The 18137-nt window shown below is 39.4% G+C and carries 15 protein-coding genes and 1 other RNA gene (1 of these 16 only partly in view); 13 read left to right on the top strand and 3 right to left on the bottom strand.

All coding sequences use genetic code 11. From position 1 onward, the window contains the following. The first annotated feature begins 114 nt into the window (after positions 1 to 114). Positions 115 to 2139: a putative bifunctional diguanylate cyclase/phosphodiesterase gene (locus tag PQ460_RS23060; protein WP_274171308.1), complete on the top strand. Its 2025-nt coding sequence runs from the start codon at positions 115 to 117 to the stop codon at positions 2137 to 2139. Between the two features lie 32 nt (positions 2140 to 2171). Here PQ460_RS23060 and PQ460_RS23055 read toward each other — a convergent pair whose 3' ends face one another. Then, on the bottom strand, positions 2172 to 2813 hold the full coding sequence (locus PQ460_RS23055) for a DNA-3-methyladenine glycosylase (protein WP_274171307.1): 642 nt from the start codon (positions 2811 to 2813) through the stop codon (positions 2172 to 2174). Between the two features lie 170 nt (positions 2814 to 2983). On the opposite strand from PQ460_RS23055, the gene speE reads away from it, so the two are divergent. Beyond that, entirely contained in the window at positions 2984 to 3814 is an 831-nt protein-coding gene (gene speE, locus PQ460_RS23050) for a polyamine aminopropyltransferase (protein WP_274171306.1), read from the top strand. A gap of 161 nt (positions 3815 to 3975) precedes the next feature. Further along, a complete protein-coding gene (locus PQ460_RS23045; protein WP_274171305.1) occupies positions 3976 to 5181 on the top strand; it encodes a WD40/YVTN/BNR-like repeat-containing protein in 1206 nt (401 codons plus the stop codon). A 70-nt stretch (positions 5182 to 5251) separates the two neighbouring features. Here the strand turns inward: PQ460_RS23045 and PQ460_RS23040 are convergent, their stop codons facing one another. Then, a complete protein-coding gene (locus PQ460_RS23040) occupies positions 5252 to 6331 on the bottom strand; it encodes a DUF418 domain-containing protein (protein ID WP_274171304.1) in 1080 nt (359 codons plus the stop codon). Positions 6332 to 6333: 2 nt separating this feature from the next. Further along, the gene (locus tag PQ460_RS23035) at positions 6334 to 6912 is read right to left on the bottom strand and encodes a TetR/AcrR family transcriptional regulator (RefSeq protein WP_274171303.1); all 579 of its coding nucleotides are present in this window, start codon (positions 6910 to 6912) and stop codon (positions 6334 to 6336) included. A 272-nt stretch (positions 6913 to 7184) separates the two neighbouring features. Between PQ460_RS23035 and PQ460_RS23030 the strand changes: the two genes are divergently transcribed. From PQ460_RS23030 to dnaX, 10 genes are all read left to right on the top strand, one after another. Continuing rightward, complete coding sequence (locus PQ460_RS23030; protein ID WP_274171302.1) at positions 7185 to 7622, top strand: YwiB family protein; 438 nt, start codon at positions 7185 to 7187, stop codon at positions 7620 to 7622. 30 nt (positions 7623 to 7652) lie between these two features. Then, entirely contained in the window at positions 7653 to 9332 is a 1680-nt protein-coding gene (argS, locus tag PQ460_RS23025; protein ID WP_273614363.1) for an arginine--tRNA ligase, read from the top strand. Between the two features lie 183 nt (positions 9333 to 9515). Further along, positions 9516 to 10061: a DNA-directed RNA polymerase subunit delta gene (gene rpoE / locus PQ460_RS23020; protein ID WP_204827336.1), complete on the top strand. Its 546-nt coding sequence runs from the start codon at positions 9516 to 9518 to the stop codon at positions 10059 to 10061. 276 nt (positions 10062 to 10337) lie between these two features. Continuing rightward, complete coding sequence (locus PQ460_RS23015) at positions 10338 to 11939, top strand: CTP synthase (RefSeq protein WP_204827335.1); 1602 nt, start codon at positions 10338 to 10340, stop codon at positions 11937 to 11939. A 367-nt stretch (positions 11940 to 12306) separates the two neighbouring features. Beyond that, positions 12307 to 12693 carry a response regulator gene (locus PQ460_RS23010; protein WP_273614365.1) on the top strand — a complete coding sequence of 129 codons (387 nt, stop codon included), beginning with the start codon at positions 12307 to 12309 and terminating at the stop codon, positions 12691 to 12693. A 152-nt stretch (positions 12694 to 12845) separates the two neighbouring features. Next, positions 12846 to 13700 carry a class II fructose-1,6-bisphosphate aldolase gene (gene fba, locus PQ460_RS23005; protein WP_274171301.1) on the top strand — a complete coding sequence of 285 codons (855 nt, stop codon included), beginning with the start codon at positions 12846 to 12848 and terminating at the stop codon, positions 13698 to 13700. A gap of 144 nt (positions 13701 to 13844) precedes the next feature. Beyond that, positions 13845 to 15104 carry a UDP-N-acetylglucosamine 1-carboxyvinyltransferase gene (locus PQ460_RS23000; protein WP_273614366.1) on the top strand — a complete coding sequence of 420 codons (1260 nt, stop codon included), beginning with the start codon at positions 13845 to 13847 and terminating at the stop codon, positions 15102 to 15104. 245 nt (positions 15105 to 15349) lie between these two features. Continuing rightward, complete coding sequence (rho, locus tag PQ460_RS22995) at positions 15350 to 16708, top strand: transcription termination factor Rho (protein WP_273614367.1); 1359 nt, start codon at positions 15350 to 15352, stop codon at positions 16706 to 16708. Between the two features lie 127 nt (positions 16709 to 16835). Then, an RNA gene (gene ffs, locus PQ460_RS22990) (signal recognition particle sRNA large type) lies at positions 16836 to 17102 on the top strand. A 144-nt stretch (positions 17103 to 17246) separates the two neighbouring features. Further along, a protein-coding gene (gene dnaX / locus PQ460_RS22985; RefSeq protein WP_274171300.1) for a DNA polymerase III subunit gamma/tau crosses the window boundary here: on the top strand, positions 17247 to 18137 show its 5' portion. 861 nt of this gene lie beyond the right edge of the window; 891 of the gene's 1752 nt are visible here — the first part of the coding sequence; it begins with the start codon at positions 17247 to 17249; its stop codon lies beyond the right edge, outside the window.

Genomic DNA, 18137 nt, shown 5'->3' with positions numbered 1-18137 from the left:
AACAGAATCTGCCATCTATTTTTTTAAAATAAAAATTGGGATAATTTACTATAACTAAAACAAGGAAAATAACCGTTTTATATAAGTAGAGAGTCGTTTGAAAGGAGGATGAGTATGGAACATATGGATATTCATTATAATACTGAAATTGTAGTACTATCATTAATCATTTCGATATTCGCTTCTTATTTAGCGCTTAATCTGGCAAATAAAGTCTCTCAATCGAGAGGTACGCATAAAATTATATGGTTGAGTTCAGGTTCTTTTGTGATGGGTGGCGGAATCTGGGCTATGCATTTTGTAGGCATGTTGGCTTTTCATACAGGTGTAAATATTCGTTATGATGTTGGAACTACATTTTTATCTGCTTTTGCCAGCATCACTGCTTCGTTGATTGCCTTTTATGTAACTTTAGATTCAGTGATGCGCTTATGGAAAATAGCTGTCGGTGGAGCAGCGATGGGCATAGGAATCGTCACGATGCATTACACCGGCATGGCGGCGATGCAGATGGATGCAGATATTACGTATAATCCTTTCTATTTGATGCTATCTGTACTTGTAGCTTTGGGAGCTTCTTATGCTGCTTTATTTTTATTTCGGCGTTTTCGTAGTCGACCTAATTTTAGTCTGTGGAAATTGTATAGCGCGATCGTAATGGGTTTTGCTATATCAGGTATGCATTATACCGGTATGGCGGCAGCGCAATTTCATTATACTCATACGGCTTCCACTGATGAGTCAATGAAAGGGCAACTGTTTTTGATTACAGGAGTAGCCGTAGTGACTTTTTTGATTTTGGCGATTTCGTGGGCAGCGATTTTTGTAGAACGTCATATTTTGGAACGGATGGCTTACAGTGATCCTTTAACTGGACTGCCTAATCGTCATGGCTTACAGCGTTATTTTGAAAAAGAATTTAAACTGCAAAAAGAAGGCGCAGTTTTATTTCTAGACTTGGATCGCTTCAAATCGATTAATGATACACTCGGGCATGATATTGGGGATGAATTATTAGTACAGGTAGCCCAAAGGCTTAAAGTTTGTATGGTGGATCAAGGGATTGTGTTTCGCTTGGGTGGCGATGAATTTTTGATTGCGACTAACAAAGGAATTACTCAAGATATTGAACAACTTGCAGAGCATATTCTAGATGTTGTTAAAAAACCATATCAATTGGGCGGTATTGAATTATTTATAACTGTCAGTATAGGCATTGCTCTAGTACCTCAACATGGATATGAACGTTCTTTTTTAATGCGTGCAGCCGATACAGCGATGTATGTATCCAAAAATTCAGGCAAAAACAAATACAGTATCTTTAGTGAAGATATGAATCGTCGTCAGATTCGGAGAATGGAGCTTGAAAATGATCTGCGGCGAGCTTTTGAAAGTAACCAGCTTTTTATTGTGTATCAACCTAAATGGGATTCGATGCATAATCGTCTGACAGGAATGGAAGCATTATTACGTTGGAATCATCCAGAATTAGGTATGGTATCTCCGGCTGAATTTATCCCTGTAGCTGAAGAAACAGGCTTGATTATGCCTATTACGAATTGGATGTTAGAAGAAACCTGTCAACAGAACTTGATCTGGCAAAAACAGCATCATATCTACGTGCCTATTTCAGTTAATATGTCCGCGCGTATGTTCGAATGTCCTGGATTTGCAAATCGGGTAGAACAAATCATTGCTGAAACAGGTATCGAAGCTCGCTATTTGGAATTAGAGATCACAGAATCGATTGCGATGGATGGTATTGAAGGAACGGTAGAACAATTGCAGTATATTCAACAACTTGGAGTAAAAATTGCTTTAGATGATTTTGGAACAGGATATTCATCATTAGGTATTTTGGATGAACTTCCGATAGATATTCTCAAAATCGATCAGATTTTTATTCGCAAAAGCGATATCGCTTCCAAGCAAGCTATTATTAGCACCATTGTAGCAATCGCTGATAATCTCAATTTAGATTTAGTGGCAGAAGGGGTAGAGACCCAAGCTCAAGTCGAATTTTTACAATCTAAAGGTTGTTATGTGATACAAGGGTATTATTATGGCCGACCGATGACCATTTCACAGATGGATCAATGGATACAATCGATAGACAAAAAGATGTCGCTAGCAGAGTAACTATTCTGCATGAAGCGACATCTTTTTTTGTATTAAGAGTCTAATAATAGTGAAGTGGGCGTCGAATTTTTGGCAGAGACATAGAGATGATCTTTGATATAAAAGCGCCACGGCTTGCTTGCATATTCTTCGGCATAATCAATATTAATACGTGGGCCACATTCGATTTCAAATGGATGTTGCTCCAAATCAGGCGACTGTTCTAAGCGCAGCAGACCCCCACTAGCTAACAGATTCAGACCATTTAAAGACTTATCAATCGCTAATGCCTGACAGAGCTTTCCAGGCCCATTTGATAAATTACGAATCCGACGCGAATCGGTCGGTCTTAATTGCAGCATCAATTGTTCGTCTCGCGTGGATACAGGTTCTACCGCACGAATCAGTACCGCTTGCGGATCATCTACATCACCAGTAACTACATTTACACAATGATACATACCGTAAATGAGATACACATACGAAGTGCCTCCTTGTCTAAACATCATTTCTGTACGAGCAGTACGCCGATTACCGTAAGCATGACTGCCTTTATCTTCAGCGCCCCCATAGCTCTCTGTCTCGATGATCCGACAACGTATTTCACCTGCTGGCGTAATCCGGCTAATGATTTGACCGAGTAGACGTGGAGCCGCATCAAGTGCCTTCATTTGGACAATGTCTGAGATGTTCATCGAATCGACTCCTTTTTCAAATGTAAGATATTTTGGCAACGTATCCTTTTGTACAAATCGGTTTAAAGTTCCTTTTGCAGTCTAGGGTTATATCGCGTATAATGCGAAATGAATGTGGTAACATCGACCTTTCCAATTCCGATAAATATATGCGAAAGAAGGTAATAAATATGGAATTATGGTACACCGAAAAACAAACGCCGGTATTCGGCATTACAGCTAAAATTCGTGAGACACTGGTAACTGAAAAAACAGAATTTCAAGATTTAGCGATGATCGATACGGAAGAATTCGGACGCATGCTTGTACTAGACGGCATGGTAATGACTACAGTTAAAGATGAATTCGTTTATCATGAAATGGTCGCTCACCCTGCATTAAACACACACCCTAATCCTAAACACGTATTAGTTGTAGGTGGTGGCGATGGTGGTGTTATTCGTGAAGTCTTGAAGCACCCTGAAGTGGAAAAAGCGGTATTGGTTGAAATCGATGGTAAAGTGATCGAATATTCCAAAAAATACTTACCAGAAATCGCTGGAGAACTCGACAACCCGCGTGTTGAAGTATTGGTGAATGATGGTTATATGCACATTATCGAAAGCAAAAATAAATATGATGTCATTATGGTTGATTCTACTGAACCTGTAGGACCTGCTGCGCCACTATTTGAGCGTGGATTCTATCAAGGTATCTATGAAGCACTTAAAGAAGATGGTATCTTTGTAGCGCAAACTGACAACCCTTGGTTCAAAGCAGAGCTTATTCAACAAGTAAACAAAGATGTTAAAGAAATCTTCCCGATCGTACATGTATATGGTGCGAATATTCCAACATACCCAAGTGGTCTATGGACATTTACAATGGGTAGCAAAGTACATGATCCACTTCAAGTCGACGAGACAGCGATCCCTGAAATGGAAAGCAACAAATATTATACACCACGTCTACACAAAGCAGCATTTGTGTTGCCTAAATTTGTAGAAGACCTTTGCAAATAAGGATTATAGATTGTACGTATTTATAAGTTGATTAAGAAGATCTGTATCCTCTTTTATATAATATAGAAGAAGACAGGTCTTCTTTTTGTATGATTAAGGTTAATACTATAGTACATAGACTAATATTCCATGTATGTAACATATTCTAGGAGGCTGAATATATGAAGATGAAAGATAATCGTTTTCAATATGGATCGTATCCATCACTTAGTATTATGATGGCATTTGTATTGTTGTTAGGAATGGTTGGATGGAGTGGAACACCTGCATCTGCGGCAACGTCTAAAGTATGCGATGTGAATGGAACTACGCTACAATCTCAATTGGAACAAGGACGTTCATCTAGTATTCAAGAAGATATTCATTTTACCGATACCGACTTTTTGAGTCAGACGACAGGGCGAGTAGCAGGCAATGGATTTTTGATCGGTACTTCTGACGGTGGATGTCACTGGCAGAAGATTTATACAGGTACATGGCAGTTTAGTCAGATTGAATTTACAAGTAATACACAAGGTTGGGCTCTGGCAAGTGCTGCTTCTGGACAAAAACCTGTCTTTTTAACGACAACCGATGGTGGTACGACTTGGAAAAAGCCATATAACGGAAATCTTCGCTTTACCAAAATCGATAAAAAATCTGGAAGTACTGGATTTGCATATACCACATCAGGTGTATACAAAACGATTAACGGTGGAGCCGCATGGACAGCGATCCCTACACCGGCTAATACACGCGGTGGTTATTTTCAGGATAGCAACACAGGATGGGTAGTCAAAACAGTATCCGGTAGCAATAGTGGATACCGTATTATGCAAACGATTGATGGCGGAAACAAATGGACAACTTCGCTTAGTGTAGGTTCGCTTGAAGTATCTGGCGGCGAAATTTATGCTAGTGGCAAGCAAGTATGGGCAATCTTATACAGTGGATCAGGAATGTCTCAAGTATCGTATTCGGTCTATGCCAGTGCAGATAGTGGCACAAGCTGGCGTCAAGTGTTCGGACAATCGACAGCAGGTGGCGGTAAAGCACCGGGTACAGGCGCTTTAGGTAATGGTGAAGGCCCTGCTCAGCCAGGTGGACAACCGGGTAATATGCAATTTGTAGGTAACACAATAGCGTATCTTGCAGGTGGATCACCAGCAGGTGGTAAAGTAGCTGTCGGAAGATCGCTAGACAGCGGCAAAACGTGGAAAAATATGCCGGCTACAATCGACGGTAGCAGTGCTAACATTTCATTTTTAAGTCAAAATGTAGGTTATCTTGCTGTTACCGATTCTTTAACACCATCAATCTATATGACCAAAGATGGCGGTAAAACATGGTCTGCTACATTAAAATTTACAGCAAAAGATAATAATTAATATAACCAAAAGCAATCTGTCTTTTTAGATAGGTTGCTTTTGGCTTTTATCTACTTCATTGTGATGAAGTTTAACAACATTTACGCATAATGAGTTCGATAGGACCTCGATCTACTCGTTTACGCCAAAAGGAAGAAAAGATCAGCGCAACTACAAAATACAAAAATGCATAACACGTAGAAAACACTACATTTTTATTTTCTAAGTATCCAATCAATTGCAAAAATTCTAACCCTATCAAAATATGCCCGATATAATGCGTAAGAGAAAGTTGCCCTGTAGAGATTAAGCTTCTTGTTAACCAGAAATGACTCGTTTTATCAACAATATAAAAACAAGCAGTTAATACACATAAAGCTGAACAGGTGGCAGAACAAATATATAGTGTGGTAGGTGGCATAGGCTTGGTGGTGAATAAGTAAGTGGCTGATTCATAATCTAACCATGGAGACGAAAAGCGAATACATAGATACGAAATGATTTCGAAGATAAAAGTACCTGTTAATGATAACAAGAATATCTTTTTGCGATACTGCGGAGAAGTCCAATCTTTACGTCCCAACCACATACCGATTAGAAAAAAGCTGAACCATGGAAAAAGAGGATGAAATCCATTTAAAAATAGATTGCGCCAAAATCCTTGGAGCGTCCAGAAATCTACATATTCATGAAAAGAAGAATCCCAGCCTTTACCGTAATTAAATACGATTAGAAATAACTGCGAACTCACTAAAATCAGAATAGTTAATCGCATAAGTAGACGATCTGAAGCCGTAATAAGTAACGAACCCAAAATCATAAATACAGCATAATAATGCAATATATCTGCATTCCAACCTACAAGCAGTAATACGAATCCAGCAATCAATAAAAATAACGAGCGGTAGTACAATTGTTGGCGATTTTTACGTATTAGTGTAGGCTCCTTAGATATTCTAGCTCGACGTGTCATTAAAGAAATGCCAAACCCTGCTAAGATCACAAATAACGCAGATGCTCTCCCTTCAAAGATTCCTGTAAATAAGTTGAGCCATGTCAAATGACTCTGAGTGGCTTCCATCGCTATTTTGTAGTTAACAATAATCATACCCAAAATCGCCAGTGCTCTTGCATAATCTAGAGCTACAATACGAGAAAGCCTAGTATTCATGGTTAATCTCCTTTGATAATAGTCTGAACCGTTTTAGTCCAAATATCCTCGTATCTGTAATGAAATCCATAGCCTACAAAGTTATCCATACCATCAATAATCATAGTGAGCGTTTGAGCGGCTAGAGAAAGATCTTGAGTATGAACAACTTCGCAAGAAGCCCCGTATTGCAGTAACTTTTCAAAACCCGTCTGAAATCCTTCCAAAATATTTATCAATGTCTGAGCATAATGCACTTCTCGATAACCAAGTGCTTGGTACTGATTCATAATTCGAGCATAATATTCGTCTGTCTGTTGAGCAGCTAAGATTTTTAATCCATCATTTATAAACTGTTGCTCAAAATTTTGCTTGGTATAGCTGGTAATATCAAAGAAATATTCAAATCTAATACTCTGGCAAATTTCATTAAATAAAGCGTCAATAATAGAATTTTTAGAGGGGAAATGATAATAAAGAGCAGGTTTGGTCATTTTCAATTCCTTGCTGATCATAGACATACTGGTTTTATCAAAACCCTGTTCAGCAAATAAACGATACGCAATTTCTAAAATGTCTGCATAAGTCGACTTTTTAACCATAGTGATATCATGACTCCTTTTATTTTACTTACCGGTAGGTAAAATTAGTTTATAACAAAAGAAATTAAATTTCAATCGCTAATTGTTAAACTATTCATTGAGATAACAAAATACGCATTTGGCTATAAAAACGGATTTTTTTGCTCAGAATCTCTACGTACGGTTCAATATAATGGTACAATAGAAAAGATTGAGCTTATTGAATTAATCGTGAAAATGTTCTATATTCAACAAGCTAACATGGCGCATCATCAAAAATGGAGCTGGATCTTATGACTGAATTCAATCAGGTACAATTGACATTGCAGAGCGATCAAGATGGAGAGCTAAGCACAACTCAATTTATCGGGCAGGCTTTTCAAAAAGGCAGCAGTTTATATATTCGTTACACCGAATCCGCAGATACTCTTCAGCAGGAAGTTCGTACTGTCGTGAAGATCGATGATCATGAAGTGAAAATTATGAGACGTGGTGCTGTAGAATCGGATCAGACTTTTCGTCAAGAAGAGCGATTGCCGGGTTCGTACCGTTCACCGTTTACGACATTTACACTTTTGACACACACTACACAATTGACACAAGCGCTAGATGGACATCTTGGACGTGTAAACTGGGAATACGAATTGTATGTGCACGAAGAGCTTACAGGGACATTTAAGATCAGTTTACATATACAGGCATTGGATACACATGAAGTAGCAGAAATGTGAGCCATGCGAACACAGGAGGAGCAGTAGAAGATGACACGTAATCCATTGGAACAAAGTCGCAGTGCAGTAAAAGAAGCTGTGCATGCAGCGGTAATCGCAGCGAATATTGTAAGCAGTGAAGAAGTACCAGAAGTGGTGCTTGAAGTACCCAAAGACAAAGCGCACGGAGACTTAGCAACCAATATTGCAATGCAATTAACTCGAATTGCTAAAAAGAATCCTCGTCAGATCGCAGAAGATATTATCGCTAATCTTGATCTTCAACAAGGCGATATTGAACATGCAGAGATCGCAGGACCTGGATTTATCAATTTCACATTGAACAAAAGTTATCTGTATCCAGTTATTCAAGTGGTAGCAGAGCAAGGTGAAAATTATGGTCGTATTGAGCATGGCAAAGGGGAAAAAGTAGAAGTTGAGTTTGTCAGTGCTAACCCAACAGGAAGTCTACATTTAGGACATGCTCGTGGAGCTGCTTTTGGCGACGCATTGTGTAATATTTTTGACTTTGCAGGCTATCAAGTAACCCGTGAATATTATATTAACGATGCAGGTAATCAGGTATCGAATTTAAGTAGCTCTATTGAAGCACGTTATTTGCAAGAACTAGGTCAAGATGCAGCTATGCCAGAAGATGGTTATCATGGCGCAGATATCAAAGGATTTGCCAAAGAGTTAGTAGAGCAAGAAGGCGATCGCTTATTATCCCAATCACCAGGAGAACGTGCTGCCTTTTTCCGTCAATATGGTCTGGAAAAAGAATTGCAAAAAATCCAACGTGATCTAGAAGCGTTCCGTGTGAAGTTTGATATCTGGTTCAGTGAGACATCTCTTTATGAGACAGGTCAAGTACTGGATGCATTAGACGAGCTACGTGAGCGCGGAGAAGTCTACGAACTTGATGGTGCGACATGGCTTCGTACAACTGCCTATGGCGACGATAAAGACCGTGTATTGATCAAAAATGATGGAACGTACACGTATTTGACACCGGATATCGCTTATCACAAAGACAAATACGGTCGTGGTTACGATAAAATGATCAATATCTGGGGTGCCGATCATCATGGATATATTCCACGGATGAAAGCAGCGATGCAAGGATTAGGTAACGATCCTGAGAAATTAGTCGTATTGATCGCACAAATGGTAAGTCTGTTCCAAGATGGCGAAAAAGTTAAAATGTCCAAGCGTACAGGTAAAGCGGTAACGATGGAAGACTTGATGGCAGAAGTAGGCGTAGATGCTATTCGTTACTTCTTCACAATGCGCAGTATCGATTCTCATCTTGATTTTGATATGGACTTAGCGATTTCAACATCGAATGAAAATCCTGTATTTTATGTTCAATATGCACATGCACGTATTTGTAGTATTTATCGTCAAGCAGAAGAGCAAGGTATTCAATTACCTCCATTGTCTGAGATTGATTACAGCTTGTTAACCAGTGAGCATGAGTACAATCTATTGCACAAAATGGGCGAATTGCCTCAAGAAATAGCTTTAGCTGCTGATAACTATGCGCCACATCGCTTGATTCGCTATGTATACGAGCTAGCATCTATGATGCATAGCTATTACAAAGCAGAGCGTACATTGACAGATAACGAAGCACAAACGGCTGCGCGTCTAGCTCTATTAGGCAGCGTTCGTACAGTTATTGTGAACGTACTTCGCCTTGTTGGAGTATCTGCTCCAGAACGTATGTAATCGTCAGATATTGTCGTAAATCTAGAACGTTATATCTCAAAACACGCAAAACTTCCGATTTTTTGTAAAAAACTTGATTTTTGCTGATAAATAGGTTTTACTTAACTCAGCATTTTGCATTTTTTGTGCGAAAAAACGTGAATAATAAAGCGTGAAAATGGATCCGAGAGGAAGTGTCCGTAAGTGAGTACACCGCAAGAATTAAAAATCGATCCGGAAAAGGTACACGAAATTCCGATGGTAGATTTGGCTGTTGCTATTTTGAAAAAAATCAATACGCCTCTATATTACCGTGACCTTATGAAGGAAGTTGCAGAACTACGTGGCTTTACTAAAGAACAAACTGATGAGTATATCGCTCAACTATATACTGAAATTAATGTAGATGGACGTTTTGCATGTGTAGGTACTAACCTATGGGGTCTTAAACGTTGGTATCCGCTTGAGCGTGCAGAAGATCCAATCGCGAATGCGAAGCGCCCTCGTATCATCAACGATGAAGAAGATGATGATATCGAAGACGAAGAATTCAACAATGAAGATGTTGTTGATGCAGATGAAACAGAAGATGAGAACTACGATGCAGTAGACGAAGATTCTGATGATATCTTTGTTGACGGCGAAGATGACGATGAAGACAAAGCTGATCTTGTTATTGACGACGAAGATGAAGATGACGACGATGAAGACGAAGATGAAGAATATGTAGAAGAAGACAATAAAGAGTAATCTTGAACAAAGAACGATGAAAGTCTGCCTGTTTTGGGCAGGCTTTTTTTCTTGCGGATATGTCTTGACATGGTACAAAGATACAGAGTAAACTATTGCTTGGGCTTATCATTTAAACCTATAACTAAACGTATACGCATTTTCTCAAATGCTGTAATAAATAAAAGTGCCCCGTAGCTACGGGTGTCACTTTTTTTGTTTTTTATAAGGAAAAGGGGCTGTGTAACCCCCCCATATATCGCCGGAATTTCTGGAAAATAATTAGGAGGTCATACAGTGGCAAAGTATATTTTTGTAACAGGCGGAGTTGTATCTTCACTCGGCAAAGGGATTACAGCAGCATCACTTGGTAGATTGTTAAAGAACAGAGGTTTGAAAGTAACGATTCAAAAGTTTGACCCGTACATCAATATCGATCCAGGTACGATGAGCCCTTATCAACATGGCGAAGTATTCGTAACAGATGATGGCGCAGAGACAGATCTAGATCTTGGACATTACGAGCGTTTTATCGATATTAACTTGTCCAAAAATAGTAACGTAACAACAGGTAAAGTATATTCCTCCGTAATTAGCAAAGAACGTCGTGGTGAATATTTGGGTGGAACAGTACAGGTTATCCCACATATTACAAATGAAATTAAAGAGCGTGTATTCCGTGCAGGTCGCGAATCTGGTTCTGATATTGTTATTACCGAAATCGGTGGTACTGTTGGTGATATCGAAAGCCTTCCGTTCCTTGAAGCGATTCGTCAGATCAAAAGCGATGTTGGCCGCGAAAATGTAATGTATATTCATGTTACCTTGATTCCTTATATCAAAGCAGCAGGTGAAGTAAAAACAAAACCGACTCAACATAGCGTTAAAGAATTACGCAGTATCGGTATTCAACCTAACGTGATTGTATGTCGTACAGAATATGAATTATCTGAAGATATGAAAGCTAAAATTGCATTGTTCTGTGATATTGATGCAAATGCAGTTGTAGAATGTCGTGATGCTTCTTCTCTTTATGAAGTACCACTTAATTTACGTGATGAAGGTCTGGACGAGATCGTTGTTAATCATCTCAAACTAGATACTCCTCAACCGGATATGACAGAATGGGAAAGCCTTCTTAATCGTATCAAAAACTTGGAAAAAACAGTTGAGATCGCGATTGTTGGTAAATATGTAGCTTTACATGATGCTTACTTGAGTGTGGTTGAATCGTTGTCACATGCAGGATATCATGCAAATGCTGACGTGAAATTGCGCTGGGTTAATGCAGAAGAAATCACTGATGAGAACGTACACGAATTGCTTGGTGGTGTAGGTGGTATTCTGGTTCCAGGTGGATTCGGTGATCGTGGTATTGAAGGTAAAATCAGTGCAATTCGTTATTCACGCGAACGTAGCATTCCTTACTTTGGTATTTGCTTGGGTATGCAAGTATCTGTGATCGAATATGCTCGTGCTTTTGCAGGATTAGAAGGAGCGAATAGTTCTGAGATTAATCCAGCTACTCCTTATCCGGTGATCGATTTATTGCCAGAGCAAAAAGATATTGAAGATCTAGGCGGCACTATGCGTCTTGGCTTATATCCTTGTAAATTGCAACCAGGTTCACTAGCGATGGAATGTTACGGAGAAGAATTGGTATATGAACGTCACCGTCATCGGTATGAGTTCAACAATCAATACCGTGAACAAATTGAACAAATGGGTATGAAAATCTCTGGTACTTCTCCAGATGGTAGACTGGTAGAGATCGTAGAAGTTCCTGAACATCCGTGGTTCTTAGCAGTACAATTCCATCCAGAATTTACTTCTCGTCCAAACCGTCCACAACCGTTATTCCGTGAATTTGTCAAAGCTTCTATTAAGCATCAAGGTTAATATATACTAGATCGATAACAGGCGATTTCTTTCTCACTATATGAGGAAGAAATCGTCTTTTTTTTGCAATACATCAAAGTGACATATTTTTATATTCTCTTCTATACGATGCACCGTTTATAATTAATAGAAGAAAAGAGTAATTATAAATAATGGTTATTATTAGAAAGTAAACCTAAATTTTGTTGGGACAAATTTGTAGAATAAGCAGGAATTTCGCAAGTCAGAGCGAATTTGTATATTATGTTATACAACATAAACTTTGACATCTATCTAACAACCGTTTGAATTGTGTGTTCGTCATCATTCTAATTAAGAAAAAAATCACAGCATAATACTTTAGCAGCGATGAAGGGAAGGATGACAAGTGGAACAAAAGAAAATACTTATCGTAGACGATCAAAATGGAATTCGAATTTTACTGATGGAGCTTTTTGGAAATGAAGGATATCAGATGTATCAAGCAGCCAACGGTAAAGCAGCGCTTGAAGTGGTAGAGAAAGATAACCCGGATCTTGTTCTTCTAGATATGAAAATTCCAGGTATGGATGGACTGGAAATTTTGAAGCATATCAAATCTACCCATCCTCATATTAAAGTGATTATGATGACAGCTTATGGAGAATTGGACATCATCAAACAAGCCAAAGATCTAGGGGCAATCAGCCATTTTACCAAGCCATTTGATATTGATGAAATGAGAAATGTAGTAGATCAAAACCTAAGAGGTAATCAAGTGGATCAGCAAAAATAAAAACCTATCCTCTAAGATAGGTTTTTTGCTATGCAAAGACGCATAGCCCTTTTTAAATTGCTTGTTTAGTATTTGAAGTGGGTTGTGTTATAATAAGCAACGTATGCGAGTATCGGCTTACAAATACCATCATTCTCAAGGAGGATATCATTATGCCATTAGTATCTATGACAGACATGTTAAACAAAGCACTTGAAGGAAAGTATGCAGTTGGACAATACAACATCAATAACCTGGAGTGGACTCAAGCGATTCTGGGAGCAGCGGAAGAAGAAAAATCACCAGTAATCCTTGGTGTATCTGAAGGTGCTGCACGTCATATGGGTGGATTCACTACTGTTGTTAGAATGGTAGAAGGATTGCTTCATGACATGAAAATCACTGTTCCAGTTGCTATTCACTTGGATCATGGTTCAAGCTTTGACAAATGTAAAGAAGCGATCGACGCTGGATTTACATCTGTAATGATCGATGGATCTCACCATTCAATCGACGAAAATATCGAAATGACTAAAAAAGTAGTAGACTATGCACATGCTAAAGGTGTTTCTGTTGAAGCTGAAGTTGGTACTGTAGGCGGACAAGAAGATGACGTTATCGGTGGTATCATGTATGCTGATCTTAACGAATGTGTACGCATCGTTAAAGAAACAGGTATCGATACATTAGCTCCAGCATTGGGTTCTGTACATGGTCCTTACCACGGCGAGCCTAACTTAGGATTCAAAGAAATGGAAGAAGTGCGTGACGCAGTTCAAATTCCATTAGTATTGCACGGTGGTACTGGTATCCCTAAACACGATATCGACAAAGCAATCTCTTTGGGTACATCCAAAATCAACGTAAATACTGAGAACCAAATCGTATTTGCAAAAACAGTTCGTGAAGTACTTGCTGCTAAACCAGATGCTTACGATCCTCGTACATTTATTGCACCAGGTCGCGACGCTATCAAACAAACAGTTATCGGTAAAATCCGTGAGTTTGGAACAAGCAACAAAGCGTAATCATATTGTTTTTGTCAAAAACATTTTAAATAACAGATTGTGGGAAGCACACCGCCTAGTCGGTGTCTTTCCATTTTCATTACCAAAATTCAACATCACGTATCGTTTACCGGATGCAAAACACGTAGGGGGACATTAAGCTTTATGGAAAAATTAATGATTAGTGGCGGACGCCCGTTGCAGGGAACTGTAACGATCAGCGGTGCAAAAAATAGTGCCATTGCGCTTATTCCTGCGGCATTGCTTGCGGAATCGGAAGTCGTGTTGGATAACTTACCGCTATTAAGCGATGTAGCCGTTTATGCAGAAATTTTAGAAAATTTAGGAGCAAGTGTAAGCTGGCACGAAAGTGAAAACCAGATGCGCATTGATCCAAGTGACGTTCGATCAATTCCAATGCCCAATGGCCCTGTCAAAAAGCTAAGAGCTTCGTATTACATGATGGGTGCATTACTTGGACGTTTTGGAGAAGCAACGATCGGTTTACCGGGAGGATGTAATTTTGAACCTCGTCCAATCGATCAACATATCAAAGGATTTGAAGCGTTAGGTGCAACAGTAACAAATGAACATGGTTCGATTCATTTATATGCTAAAGAATTACGTGGAGCTAAGATTTACTTGGACGTTGCTAGTGTAGGAGCAACGATTAACATTATGCTTGCGGCTGCAAGAGCCAAAGGGCATACTATTATTGAAAACGCGGCGAAAGAGCCTGAGATTATAGATGTAGCAACACTGTTAAATGCTATGGGTGCAAGTATCAAAGGTGCAGGTACAGAGACTATTCGTATTGAAGGTGTCACTGAAATGCATGGCTGTAGACATTCTATTATTCCTGACCGTATTCAAGCAGGAACCTATATGGTAGCAGCAGCAGCGACTCGTGGTAATGTTTTAATTGATAACGTTATTCCTAAGCATTTGGAAGCTATTACTGCCAAATTATTAGAGATGGGCGTGCAAGTAGAAGAGTTAGATGAAGGTATCCGCGTGATGGGGAGACCTACGTATAACCATGTTGATGTAAAAGCATTAACGTATCCTGGATTTGCTACTGATTTGCAATCACCGATGACAAGTCTACTTACACAAGCTCAAGGTGTCAGTGTACTTAGCGATTTTGTGTATAGTAGCCGATTTAAGCATGTTCCTGAACTGGCGCGTATGGGCGCTAAGATCAAAGTAGAAGGTCGTTCTGCTATCATTGAAGGCGCACCACTTAATGCGGCCAAAGTCAAAGCGATGGACTTGCGTGCAGGAGCTGCGCTTGTTATTGCCGGCTTAACCGTGCCTGAAGGTATTACAGAAGTGTCTGGTGTTGAATTTATCGACCGTGGTTATGATCATTTGGTCGAGAATTTGCGTAATCTAGGCGCAGATGTGTGGAGAGAAATCGTCTAAATAGGTTATATCATCATATTTCAAGTCATCCCTCTGTTGGGGAGGAGAACTCTTTTGTATTTTTATAAAATACATACCTCTTGAATATCTCCTCCCAAAATGGGTAATGCTATCCTATGAACAAATTTGAAAAATTCCACTCCTTTTACATGTAGTTTCTCAATCTTCCGAATAATAGTAGTTTTGTTTTAGTTTACTTATATTTGTCTCAACAATCTTGATAAAATTGAATAGGTGGTTATTTTATGGATTTACAAATTTCCGATTTGGAAGAAATGAAGCTGACTGATCTGTATAAGCTAGCCAAACAGTATCAGATTCCTTATTATGGACAGCTCAAGAAAAAAGAATTGATTTTTGCTATCTTGCGCGCACAAGCTGAAAAAAGTGGTTTGATGTTTATGCAAGGTGTACTTGAAATTTTACCTGAAGGTTACGGATTTTTACGACCAATTAATTATCTTCCCAGTCATGAAGATATCTATATTTCAGCCTCACAGATTCGTAAGTTCGATCTTCGTACAGGTGATCTAGTATCTGGTAAATGTAGAGCGCCAAAAGAAAATGAACGTTACTTTGGATTACTTCAAGTCAATGCAGTCAATGGAACAAGCCCTGAACAAGCCGCAGAGCGTCTTCATTTCCCAGCATTAACTCCTCTTTATCCACAGGAAAAATTAGTATTAGAAACCGCTCAAAACAAACTATCAACTCGTATTATGGATGTTCTTGCACCGGTTGGACTAGGACAACGTGGTCTAATTGTTGCACCTCCCAAAGCAGGTAAAACATTGCTTCTTAAAGAGATTGCTAACAGCATCTCCACCAACAATCCCGAGATTGATTTGTTTGTATTATTAATTGATGAGCGTCCTGAGGAAGTAACGGATATGCAGCGTTCGGTCAAAGGTGAAGTAGTTGCTTCTACATTTGACGAATTGCCAGAAAATCATATTAAAGTAGCTGAATTGGTACTTGAACGCGCACTTCGTCTTGTAGAACACAAAAAAGACGTTGTTATTTTGTTAGATAGTATTACTCGTCTGGCACGCGCGTATAACCTGGTTATTCCACCATCTGGACGTACACTAAGCGGTGGTATAGATCCAGCAGCTTTCCATCGTCCGAAGCGTTTCTTTGGTGCTGCCCGTAATGTAGAAGAAGGCGGTAGTCTTACAATTCTCGCTACAGCTTTGATCGATACAGGTTCACGTATGGATGATATTATCTACGAAGAATTTAAAGGTACAGGTAATATGGAACTTCATTTGGATCGCAAATTGGCAGAACGTCGTATTTTCCCGGCAATCGATATTCGTCGTTCCGGTACACGTCGTGAAGAAGATTTGTTAGGTAAAGAAGAATTAGATACGATCTGGCATATTCGCAAAAATATGAATGAAACCCCTGACTTTGTGGATGGTTTCCTCAAAAAAATGCGCAATACAGAGACTAACAAAGAGTTCTTAGCATCTTTCGATACCGCTGAAGAAACAAATGCAAAAGGCAAAAGCAGCAGTGCTAAAAAGCCAGCAAATAGCAGTACTTCAAGCAGTCCTGGAAGACGTCCAACACGTTCCACTGCTTCAGCTTCAACTAAATAATATTCAGATTATAATCTAGTAGCGGGTTACATTTGGAACGCTATTTTATTGGATAAAAATGAATTTTTTGAAAACAATATATCTGTCCATTGCAATAGAAGCTTCTCTCGGTTATAATAATTTAATGCCGTGCTAGACGGGGAGGTAGCGGTGCCCTGTAACTCGCAATCCGCTGTAGCGAGGTTGAATTCCTGTTTTAGGTTTTGTCGATGTGAGGCTGGTATCTGAATACGGTGTTGACGGCTGGGTCCTTCGCAAAGGACGTCTGTGAATCTGGTCAGGTTCGGAAGAAAGCAGCCATAAGCAGTTTTGTTCTTGTGCCGAAGGAGTGCCTATCCTGAGTCGTGGTTCAGAAGAACCGCTTGGATCGCAATAATCAATGACAGGTGCACGGTATATTATAATTGTATGTAATAACACCTTTTGTCTTAGGACATCAGGTGTTTTTTGTTTGTTAAATAAGGTTACTGCTGTTTTGCTTGGCTCTAATCTATAGTATAATTAAGTGAAGTATTAAAAGAAGAAAGAGGGTAAGCAAGTGGAGCATATCGCACTTTATCGTGCTTGGCGACCACAGTCGTTTCAGGACATGGTTGGACAGCAGCATATTATTCAGACGCTGCAAAATGCCATTCGGGAAGAGCGTATTTCACATGCCTATCTGTTCAGTGGTCCCAGAGGAACAGGTAAAACGTCTGCTGCCAAAATTTTTGCAAAAGCGATTAACTGTGAACATGGGCCAGCTATAGAGCCGTGTAATGAATGTGAAACTTGCAAAAGGATCACATCAGGCAATATTATGGATGTGCTTGAGATTGATGCTGCATCCAACCGTGGTGTAGAAGAAATTCGTGATCTACGGGAAAAAGTTAAATACGCGCCTACTGAAGTACGACGCAAAGTATATATTATTGATGAAGTTCATATGTTAACAACAGAAGCATTTAATGCGTTGCTTAAGACGCTTGAAGAACCACCCGCTCATGTTGTTTTTATTTTAGCTACAACAGAACCTCATCGATTGCCAGCTACGATTATATCGCGTTGTCAACGTTTTGATTTTCGTCGTGTATCTTTGATTGAGCAGACCGATCGTCTTGCATTGATCGCAGGCGAAGAACAGATTGAAGCCGATCGTGACGCATTAGAATATATTGCTCGCCTCTCAGATGGTGGGATGCGTGATGCAGTAAGTATTCTGGATCAAGTATCTGCTTTTACAGATGGCAAAGTAACATATACTCAAGTGTTGCAAATGACAGGTGGTATCGCTTCTGAACAGTTTGCTGAACTTGCTTCTGCTTTGTTACATGGTGATATCGCCAAAGTATTACAGATGGTAGAGTCATTTATGCAAGAAGGTAAAAGTGCAGAGAAGTGTATGGAGAACCTGCTTTATTATTTCCGGGATGTTTTAATGATTAAGATG

It is taken from the genome of Paenibacillus sp. KACC 21273 (assembly GCF_028736095.1).
Taxonomy (GTDB): domain Bacteria; phylum Bacillota; class Bacilli; order Paenibacillales; family Paenibacillaceae; genus Saccharibacillus; species Saccharibacillus kyungheensis.
This window is presented reverse-complemented; position numbering and strand designations above follow the sequence as displayed.

What these genes read in the sequence shown, in the direction of transcription:
- PQ460_RS23060 (WP_274171308.1), top strand. Translation starts at nt 115, where the DNA reads ATGGAACATATGGATATTCATTATAATACTGAAATTGTAGTACTATCA.
- PQ460_RS23055 (WP_274171307.1), bottom strand. Translation starts at nt 2,813, where the DNA reads ATGAACATCTCAGACATTGTCCAAATGAAGGCACTTGATGCGGCTCCA.
- speE (WP_274171306.1), top strand. Translation starts at nt 2,984, where the DNA reads ATGGAATTATGGTACACCGAAAAACAAACGCCGGTATTCGGCATTACA.
- PQ460_RS23045 (WP_274171305.1), top strand. Translation starts at nt 3,976, where the DNA reads ATGAAGATGAAAGATAATCGTTTTCAATATGGATCGTATCCATCACTT.
- PQ460_RS23040 (WP_274171304.1), bottom strand. Translation starts at nt 6,331, where the DNA reads ATGAATACTAGGCTTTCTCGTATTGTAGCTCTAGATTATGCAAGAGCA.
- PQ460_RS23035 (WP_274171303.1), bottom strand. Translation starts at nt 6,912, where the DNA reads ATGGTTAAAAAGTCGACTTATGCAGACATTTTAGAAATTGCGTATCGT.
- PQ460_RS23030 (WP_274171302.1), top strand. Translation starts at nt 7,185, where the DNA reads ATGACTGAATTCAATCAGGTACAATTGACATTGCAGAGCGATCAAGAT.
- argS (WP_273614363.1), top strand. Translation starts at nt 7,653, where the DNA reads ATGACACGTAATCCATTGGAACAAAGTCGCAGTGCAGTAAAAGAAGCT.
- fba (WP_274171301.1), top strand. Translation starts at nt 12,846, where the DNA reads ATGCCATTAGTATCTATGACAGACATGTTAAACAAAGCACTTGAAGGA.
- PQ460_RS23000 (WP_273614366.1), top strand. Translation starts at nt 13,845, where the DNA reads ATGGAAAAATTAATGATTAGTGGCGGACGCCCGTTGCAGGGAACTGTA.
- rho (WP_273614367.1), top strand. Translation starts at nt 15,350, where the DNA reads ATGGATTTACAAATTTCCGATTTGGAAGAAATGAAGCTGACTGATCTG.